Below are 7,892 nucleotides of genomic sequence, written 5' to 3'. Positions count from 1 at the left end.
AAATCCCTCAGCAAACCCATGACCACCAGCGGCAGCTTTACCCTTGTCCCACAAAAAGGCCTGCTCTGGAAAATGCAAAAACCATTTGAAACCACCCTGCGCGTGCGTTCAGACGGCATCATGCAATGGAACGGCAGTCAATGGGTCAACCCAAATGCCAGCAAACTCAACGGCCAAAGCCGCCAAATCAAACTCTTCCTCGACCTTTTGGGCGGCAATACCCAAGGTTTGGAAAAACAATTTGATTTGAAATTAAACGGCAACGAGAAAAAATGGACGTTGACCCTGACTCCGAAAACCGCCATTACCCGCCAAATCTTCAACCGTATCGAAATCAACGGCGATACGCTGGTACGAAAAATTGAATTGGACGAAAAACAAGGCGACAAAACCATCATGCAGTTCAACCAAATCCAAACCGATAAAGCTCTGGACAGCTTCAGCCGTACCGCCCTCTAAATTGTCTATCCCAACAAAAGGCCGTCTGAAAATAGATTTCAGACGGCCTTTTATATTAATCGGCTGAAGGCTGCTGCCCTTTTCTTTCCGCCTTTCTCGCTTCGCGAATGGCTTTGAGTTCGGCCTCTTTCTGTCTGGCTTTTTTCAGCCAAGCCTCCCATTGGTTTGGCGTTTCCAGCGTGATTCTGCCGATTTTGCCTTCGCGGAAATCAGTCAGGATATTTTCAGCGGCCTTTTGGTAGTTGACCCGTCCGCCACTCAAAACCGCACCGCGTTTTTTGGCAATCCACTCCAGCCAAGAAGTATCGTCCCAATGGCTGCTTGGATCTTTGTCGGCTTGATAGCGCTCTTGCAACAGAGCCAGATAATGGCGGCGGAGGTAATCCAAAAGCTCAAGTGCCACTTCTTCTTCATCCAGCGCGTTGCGTCCGACTGCACCGCCGGCCGCAAGGTTATAGCCGCCTTCTTCGACGATAATTTTTGGCCACAACATACCCGGGGTATCGTAAAGCCAGAAATCGTCTGCAAGGAAAAGGCGCTGTTCGGCTTTGGTAATACCGGGTTCATTACCGGTTTTGGCAGATTTTTTGCCGATCATGCCGTTAATCAAGGTGGATTTGCCGACGTTGGGGATACCGCAAATCAGGACACGCAGCGGCTTCTCGATACCTTGGCGATGCGGAATCATGGCGCGGCAGGCTTGGGTAATTTTGCTATGCGCGCCAGTTTCGGAAGAATCAAGCGCAATGGCGCGGGTATCTTGGCGGCTGTTGTAGTGTTCGAGCCAAACTCTGGTACGCTCGGGATCGGCAAGGTCTTGCTTGTTTAAGATTTTGAGTTTTGGCTTGCCTTTGGACAACTGGGCAAGCAAGGGGTTTTCGCTGGAAGCAGGCATACGCGCGTCCAACATCTCAATCACCATATCAACGCTTTTAATGCGTTCGGCAATGGCTTTTTTTGCCTTATTCATGTGGCCGGGAAACCATTGGATAGCCATGTCTTTTTATTCTTTCTATTCGTATCTGAGGCCGTCTGAACAATTATTTTTTCAGACGGCCTCGGCATTTGGATAATCGGTCAATCGGGATTTAGAGGTTGCCATGCTCGTAGCTGTAATAACCTGCTTCATCCATACATTGCTCAAACGTCTTGGATGTATTTCCATTTTGAACTTGCGATTTGCAGGTATTGATTTGGCGGGAAACTTCAGCTTCGCTCGCGCCGGTGCGGTGCCAACGGTAAGCAGTGACAGGTTCTGTTGCACAGGCGGTCAAGATAAGCAGGGATAATGCGGTCAGACTGATTTTTTTCATGGTTTCTTCCTTTGAGGCCGTCTGAAACGGCAAGTTAGCGTCCTGCCAAGCTTTGTGCCTGACGATGGCGGACAAGGAGTTCGTAACGGCCTTTGAGGCGTTCGGCCAGTTTTTCCACAACATAAACGGAGCGGTGCTGACCGCCGGTACAACCGATGGCAATCGTCACATAACTACGGCTCTCTTGCTGCAGGCGCGGTAACCAGCGGCTAATAAAATGGTCGATGTCATCAACCATTTCTTGAGCCAACGGCTGCTGACCCAAATAATCTTGAATAGGCTTATCCATGCCGGTAAAGGGGCGTAATTCCGGATCGTAATACGGATTGGGTAGGCTGCGCATATCAAACATAAAGTCGGCATTGTTGGGGACGCCGTATTTGAAACCAAAGGATTCAAGAATGACCAGCAAACCGACACGTTCAATATTGAGCCATTGTTGCACAGCATAACGCAGCTGCTGTGCGTTCATTTTGGACGTATCGATGCAATATGCGATGTCTCTAAGCGGGAAGAGCCATTCGCGTTCTTTTTGCAGGCTTTCCAACAAAGTCAGATTATGGCCGGACAAAGGGTGTCCGCGGCGGGTTTCTGAGAAGCGGCGAACCAACACACCCTCTTCCGCTTCAATAAAGAGGACTTCGACTTGATGCCCTTCATGACGCAAATATTGGATTTGCTCTTGCGCTTCCTGAATATTGATACCGGAACGGATATCAACGCTGACACCAAGCTGGGTTTCTTCGCCGCGTTCAATATGGTACAACACCAGCGAAGGCAACATTTCCAAAGGCAGATTATCAACGCAATAAAAGCCTGAATCTTCGAGTTGTTTGAGGGCTACGGATTTTCCTGAGCCGGATAAGCCGCTAATCAGGACGATTTTCATGGTTTTGTTCGTTTTCTTTGAGTTGTGTTTGATGGCGTTCGAGGAATTCTTTGGTGCTGTCTTTACCGCGCAATTGAAGGATGTAATTGCGCACTGCAGCTTCAACCAATACTGCTAAGTTTCGACCGATTGCAACAGGCAGGGTAACGGAACGGATGCTGACGTTGAGGATAGACTCTGTTTCGGTACGGATGCTCAATCGATCGAGTTGTTTCATGTATCCGTCGTCGGCCGGAACCAAATTAATAATCAGCTGGAGGATTTTTTTCGGACGGATGGAGGTTTCGCCAAAAATATGGCGGATATTGAGTATGCCCAAGCCGCGTACTTCGAGGAAATCACGCAGCATAGGCGGGCAACGGCCTTCCAGCATTTCTGGACCGGTACGGAAAAGTTCGACTGCATCATCGGCAATCAGGCTGTGGCCGCGCGAAATCAGCTCCAATGCCAATTCGCTCTTACCCAAGCCGGATTGTCCAGTAATGAGTACGCCCACTTCAAATACATCCAAAAATACGCCATGCTTGATGGTGGAAGTTGCCAATGTCCGTTGCAGATAAATCCGCAAAACGTCCATCAGGTGCGGGCTTTCCTGTTTGGAAGTCAGCAAGGGGATACTGTTGGTATGGCAATAATCGCGTAATTTGGGCGAAACCGGCAAACCGTTGGCGACGATGACCAAAGACATGGGAATGTCGAAAAGCTCGCCGAAATCATAGTTGAGTTCGCCCGATTCCAGACGGCGTAAATATTCGGCTTCGGCTACGCCGACAACTTGAATTTGGTTGGGATGGATAAAGTTTAAATGGCCGACCAAGGCCAAGACGGGTTTATCGGCTTCGACACCGATACGGTTGTCCGCGCCGGAATTGCCGGCAGCCCAAGCAAGTTCGAGTTTGTGCTGATTGTCGGAAAACAGGCGGCGGACAGATATGCTGGGCATGAATTACTCTTCGGTCAGGAGTGTGCGTACTTCTTCGGCAGAAGTCGCGGCCATCAATGCTTCACGGATGGCTTTTTGAGAGAATCTGCCGGCCAGTTTGGACAAGACTTCCAAATGTTCGCCGGTAGCGTTTTCAGGCACAAGCAGGATAAAAATCAGGGAAACGGGTTTGCCGTCGGGCGCATCAAAGGCGACCGGCTCTTTGGTACGGATAAACGCACCGGTGGCTTTTTTCACGCATGCGTGACGGCCGTGAGGAATCGCCACCCCCTGCCCCAAACCGGTCGAACCAAGTTTTTCACGGGCAAACAGGCAGTCGAACACGTTGGTATTCGGTAATTCTGCTTCATTCTCCAGCAGCTGTGCAGCCTCTTCAAACAGACGCTTTTTGCTGCTGACTTCCAAATCCAAAACGATATGGGACAAAGGTAAAATTTCGCCGATCAGGCTCATGTGTATCTCTTTTAAATGTCGCAAAACAATGGGATTGTACCGATTGTCGGTGCAAATCTCAATCCTGAAGGCGTAATTTACACTCGCCCTGCTAACATTTTCCATGTTGTTTTTGATATTTTTTAACGAACTGGAAATAATCCAACCATTTGATTATAATTAATTTAAAGTAAAAATTCCATCATTGGCTAAATCATGGTTTAAATAAAAAGGGGTATGTCCGGCATACCCCTTTTCCCTTCTTTTCAGACGGCCTCAACCTAGTTTTTTAAAACAATTTGGAAACCAAAAACAACCAGAAATAATGGCAGACCAATCCGCAAAACCACGCCAAGCCGATGCGGTTGTTGGCCAAAAATGTTTGGAAGCACAACTGGCGGTCGCGCGTACGGATAGCGGCATACTGCTGATACTGCCAATAAACGGTTATCGGCAATACCAGCCAATAAGGCCAAGTTGCGCCGATTTTAATACCCAGCACCACCATCAATACGGTAAACCAAAAATGGCAAAGCATAGAGGCGGTAATATCGTGATGACCAAATGTGATTGCCGAAGTTTTAATACCGATTTTCAAATCATCTTCTTTGTCCGCCATGGCATAAATCGTGTCGTAAGCCAGCGTCCATAAGGCATTAGCGGTAAACATCAGCCATGCTTCGGGAGGCACTCGGCCTTGCACGGCGGCAAAGGCCATGGGAATACCGAACGAAAATGCCAGCCCCAAATAAAACTGCGGCAATGGAAAAAAGCGTTTGGTGAAAGGATATGTGATGGCCAAAAATAAGGCCGGAAGGCTCATCAGCCAAGTAAAACGGTTGAGCGGCACCAAGCATAAAGCCGCCATCAGACACAGCATGACGGTCAAAAGCAGCGCTTCGGTTTTAGAAACCAAACCTTTGGCAAACGGGCGGTTTTTGGTGCGCTCTACTGCACCGTCAAAATTGCGGTCGGCAAAGTCATTCACGACGCAACCTGCGCTGCGCATTAGAAATGTGCCTGCGGTAAAGGCAATAAAAATATCCGCGTTGGGAACGCCTTTAGACGCAATCCACAATGCCCAATAAGTCGGCCACAGCAAAAGCAGTGTACCAATGGGTTTGTCGACGCGCATCAGCTTGGCGTATATCACCATCCGTCCGACAGCGTAACGCGGTAGAATTTGTAGGAAAAATCGCCTTATGTTCATTGATGTAATGTGTCGTTGTTTATATATCGATTCGGAAGGAAAGGTTTTTTAGAGCCTTAGCTCTTATTATAATTTATTGCCGTCTAAAATTAAACAGATCTTAACAATTTAATTTATTGTATTATAACAGAATTATGACAAACATCGGTAATTGGTTTTATTTTCAGACAGCCTTAGCGGTATAAATCTATTAATTTCAATAAGAAATATTCTGTTAATTCCAATGTTTCGCCGTTCCAATCAAAATAGGAACGGCGCGCGGTAACAGGCCGTCTGAAAGATGGATGGTCGGAATCTTCAAAACGAAGAAACTCAAAATCCGAACGTTTCAACGGCAATGTACCGTCAAACAGGCGCTCGCCCAAAGGCTGCGTTCCGCAATCCAATAATTCTGTCCATAGACGGCTGTCCGGTCGGCACGCGCTTCTGGCTTGTATCACTGTTTCGCCGTCCAGTTTGAGCAAAACATCGCGTACAAAGATTTCGTCTCCGTTTTCCGCACCCTTCGTCAAACCCAAATACACCGGCTCGACTGAAAACTCCTTGCCGGAAGCGCGCAGAGCGGCAGTTAACGAAGAAACGGTCAGCAGATGTTCAGCATCAGACGACAAAAGACTTGAAGCTTCGGCATGTGAACAAAGCGTGCCACGCGGTATATCAAGCTCCATCTGACACCTCTGTTTTGGCCAACTCCTGCCATTTGGCTTCGGGAAACTCATCTTTCAGACGGCCTTTAAGATATTCCAAGGTATCGCCGGCAACGGTTTCATCTTTACTGTCGTGAATATGGTTGAAAATCAGACTATGCAATTGGATGCCGTATTGTTTGAGCGCGGAGAAGCTGAGCAGGGTGTGGTTGATGCTACCGAGCCGTCCGCTGGTAACGAGGATGACGGGATAAGCCTGTTGCTGAATATAATCAATGGTCAACAAATCTTCCGTCAGCGGAACCATCAATCCGCCCGCGCCTTCGACCAAAACGATTTCGTATTGCGTCGCCAACTCTTGAGTGGTGGTACGGATTTTATCCAAATCCAAAGCCCTGCCGTCAAGACGGGCGGCGAGATGGGGCGAGGCTGGATAGCTGAAGATTTCGGGCATGGTCAGCCCTTGTTTGTCGGCTTCCTGCATGGGTATGCCCATGATTTTGCGGTGGACGACGATGTCTTCGGCAATGTCTTGGCAACCGGTTTGCACGGGCTTTTGCGTAATCACGCTTTTACCCTGCTGCAACAATTGTTTTGCCAACACGCCGGTGACGACGGTTTTGCCGATGTCCGTGTCTATGCCACTAACGAAGTAAACGCCTTTCATTTGCTGTGTTCCTTCAAGATTTGTACGGTTTTGTCGGCAAGTTCGGTCAAGAGGTCGTCTGGAATAATGTAAGGCGGCATGAGATACACCAGCCTGCCGAAGGGGCGCACCCAAATTCCTTGCGCCACGCAATCCGCTTGAAAACGCGCCATATCCACGCCTTTTTCCAACTCGATCACCCCGATGGCACCCAAAACGCGTACGTCCTTCACGCCGCGAATGTCCCATGCAGCTTTCAGACGGCCTTTTAAGATGCTTTCGATGCGGCGGATATTTGCCTGCCAGTCTTGAGACAAAAGCAGCTTGACCGAGGCGCAGGCAACGGCACACGCCAGCGGGTTCGCCATAAATGTCGGCCCGTGCATAAATACGCCCGCTTCGCCGCGCGAAATCGTTTCGGTGACTTTTTGCGAAGTGATCGCCGTCGCCAACGTCATATAGCCGCCGCTCAAGCCCTTGCCGATACACATAATATCCGGCACGACATTCGCGTGTTCGCAGGCAAACATCTTGCCCGTGCGTCCGAATCCGGTAGCGATTTCATCAAAAATCAACACGATATCAAATTTGTCGCACAAATCGCGCAATCCGCGAAGATACTGCGGATGATAGAAATACATGCCGCCCGCGCCCTGCACGACCGGCTCTAAAATAAAGGCGGCGATATCCGCATGATGCGCTTCAAACAAGGCGCGGACAGGCTGCAAATCCGCCTCGTCCCATTCATCATCGAAACGGCTTTTCGGATTATCGACAAAATAACGCTGCGGCAACGCGCTGCCGAAAATATGGTGCATCCCCGTTTCCGGATCGCAGACGGACATCGCGTTCCAAGTATCGCCGTGATAACCGCGCCGCACCGTCGCAATATTCTGCTTCGCGGTCAAACCCCGCGCCTGCTGGTATTGCACCGCCATCTTCAGCGCGACTTCCACCGAAACCGAACCTGAATCCGCATAAAAAATACGGTCCAACCCCTGCGGCAAAATCCCGACCAACAACTTGCCCAGCTCTACCGCAGGCTCATGCGTCAAACCGCCAAACATCACATGCGACATTTGCTTAATCTGCGCCTCAACCGCCTGATTCAAAACAGGATGATTGTAGCCGTGTATCGCACACCACCAAGACGACATCCCATCAATCAGCCGCGTACCATCCGCCAATTCGATGTGCACGCCCTCCGCACGGCGCACCGGATAAACAGGCAACGGGTCGGTCATGGACGTATAGGGATGGAGCAGGTGGGTGCGGTCGAAATCGAGCAGGGGGGAATGTTCAGACATGTTGAAAACAATGGTTTGATCAGTTTCATTATTATATAACATATTT

General features: G+C 49.4%; 10 protein-coding genes. 1 reads left to right on the top strand and 9 read right to left on the bottom strand.

From position 1 onward, the window contains the following. The coding region (locus ACTHUM_RS04840; RefSeq protein WP_440402797.1) for a LolA family protein at positions 1–459 on the top strand (459 nt) is incomplete at its 5' end. Between the two features lie 55 nt (positions 460–514). On the opposite strand, the gene ylqF is transcribed toward ACTHUM_RS04840, so the two are convergent. From ylqF to bioA, 9 genes are all read right to left on the bottom strand, one after another. Beyond that, entirely contained in the window at positions 515–1,456 is a 942-nt protein-coding gene (ylqF, locus tag ACTHUM_RS04835) for a ribosome biogenesis GTPase YlqF (protein ID WP_049336447.1), read from the bottom strand. Between the two features lie 91 nt (positions 1,457–1,547). Continuing rightward, the gene (locus tag ACTHUM_RS04830; RefSeq protein WP_039862229.1) at positions 1,548–1,772 is read right to left on the bottom strand and encodes a protocatechuate 3,4-dioxygenase; all 225 of its coding nucleotides are present in this window, start codon (positions 1,770–1,772) and stop codon (positions 1,548–1,550) included. 34 nt (positions 1,773–1,806) lie between these two features. Next, positions 1,807–2,661, bottom strand: coding sequence for an RNase adapter RapZ (gene rapZ / locus ACTHUM_RS04825; protein WP_004520067.1), 855 nt, complete (start codon positions 2,659–2,661; stop codon positions 1,807–1,809). Beyond that, positions 2,642–3,604 (bottom strand): HPr(Ser) kinase/phosphatase, encoded by a 963-nt coding sequence (gene hprK, locus ACTHUM_RS04820; RefSeq protein ID WP_004520066.1) that lies wholly within the window; start codon positions 3,602–3,604, stop codon positions 2,642–2,644. The genes rapZ and hprK overlap by 20 nt, the downstream gene beginning before the upstream one ends. A 3-nt stretch (positions 3,605–3,607) precedes the next feature. Continuing rightward, the gene (gene ptsN / locus ACTHUM_RS04815) at positions 3,608–4,057 is read right to left on the bottom strand and encodes a PTS IIA-like nitrogen regulatory protein PtsN (RefSeq protein ID WP_039862228.1); all 450 of its coding nucleotides are present in this window, start codon (positions 4,055–4,057) and stop codon (positions 3,608–3,610) included. A 268-nt stretch (positions 4,058–4,325) separates the two neighbouring features. After that, entirely contained in the window at positions 4,326–5,246 is a 921-nt protein-coding gene (gene ubiA / locus ACTHUM_RS04810; protein ID WP_049336445.1) for a 4-hydroxybenzoate octaprenyltransferase, read from the bottom strand. A gap of 173 nt (positions 5,247–5,419) precedes the next feature. After that, entirely contained in the window at positions 5,420–5,914 is a 495-nt protein-coding gene (locus ACTHUM_RS04805; RefSeq protein ID WP_004520063.1) for a chorismate--pyruvate lyase family protein, read from the bottom strand. Continuing rightward, on the bottom strand, positions 5,904–6,560 hold the full coding sequence (bioD, locus tag ACTHUM_RS04800) for a dethiobiotin synthase (RefSeq protein ID WP_004520062.1): 657 nt from the start codon (positions 6,558–6,560) through the stop codon (positions 5,904–5,906). Before bioD ends, ACTHUM_RS04805 begins: the two co-directional genes overlap by 11 nt. Continuing rightward, complete coding sequence (gene bioA / locus ACTHUM_RS04795) at positions 6,557–7,846, bottom strand: adenosylmethionine--8-amino-7-oxononanoate transaminase (protein ID WP_070588287.1); 1,290 nt, start codon at positions 7,844–7,846, stop codon at positions 6,557–6,559. Before bioA ends, bioD begins: the two co-directional genes overlap by 4 nt. Between the last annotated feature and the right edge of the window lie 46 nt (positions 7,847–7,892).

The sequence above is a fragment of the Neisseria sp. P0021.S006 genome, assembly GCF_051956895.1.
Note: the sequence above shows the minus strand (reverse complement) of the source record. Positions and strands in the feature narration are given on the sequence as shown.